Origin of the sequence: Aeromonas molluscorum 848 (assembly GCF_000388115.1) — a bacterium.
In the GTDB taxonomy this organism is placed as follows: Bacteria; Pseudomonadota; Gammaproteobacteria; order Enterobacterales; family Aeromonadaceae; genus Aeromonas; species Aeromonas molluscorum.
In genome coordinates this window covers 1-1,033 of the sequence record NZ_AQGQ01000304.1, presented here as the reverse complement: position 1 = coordinate 1,033, position 1,033 = coordinate 1, and the positions used below count along the sequence as shown (strand labels likewise).

Annotated in this window: 1 pseudogene; it reads left to right on the top strand. The window is 65.6% G+C overall.

From position 1 onward, the window contains the following. Positions 1-1,033, top strand: a pseudogene (locus G113_RS20150) (PAS domain-containing protein); the annotation flags it as partial.

Genomic DNA, 1,033 nt, shown 5'->3' with positions numbered 1-1,033 from the left:
TGTGCCCATCAGACCAGTACCCGCCTCTGGCATCCGCCCCATAGCGCCAAGGGGCAGACCCTGCATAGCCTGCAGCAACGCAAGCGAGACCTGCTGACCACAGGGGAGATGGCCCTCGAAGATCTCTACGAATTCATGGAAGGGCGCCCCTGCGCCCTGTTGCTGACCGATGAGAGCGGTTGCCTGCTGGCCCAGACCGGGCACACAGAGACCCAAGCAGAGCTGGCCCTCCTCGGCTTTGGCCCCGGTGCCTTCTTCAGCGAGGGACGCATCGGCAGCAATGCCATCAATCTGGCGGCACTGGAGGGGGTACCGCTCTGCGTCAGCGGCCCGCAACACTTCAATCAGACCCTCCATCCCTGGCACTGCTGCGCCAGCCCCGTCTACAACAGCCATGGTCGTCAGGTCGCCATAGTGGCGCTGGCCTGCAAGGTGGAGGACGCGACCGTCGGGGATCTGGCCCTCACCGTCAGTGCCGGGCGCGAGCTCGCCAACCTGCTGCAGATGGAGACCCTGATGCAGGAGTCCCAGCGCCACCTGAGCGAGCTCTACGCCTTGCTCGATGGCATGGATGACGGCGTGCTGGCCTGGGATCCCCAGGGCAAGCTGCGCTATCTCAACGCGCTGGCGGCCCAGCGGTTACGACTCGATCCCGCTCTTTGCCTGGGCCACCCTCGTGGAGCAACATCTGCAATTGCCCCAGCGACTGCGTCTCGCCATTGAGCAACAGACGCCCCTCAGCCATCAGGCTCTCACCTTGGAACAGGGCGGAGACTTCATCCATCTCCTGATCAGCCTCAAGCCGTTGCCAGGGCCGGACGGGGTCAGTTTCATCGCCCTGTTGCACCCGCTGGACCGGCTCAGGGCCCTCGGCCAGTTACGGCAGACGGGGCAGGATCTCGCCACCCTGACCGGGGCGTCCAGCGCCATGGCCAAGCTACTGCGCTCGGCCCACCAGGCAGCCTCCAGTCAGGGGGCCATATTGATCCGTGGCGAGGAGGAGGTGGGCAAGGCCAGGCTGGCGGAGGCGATC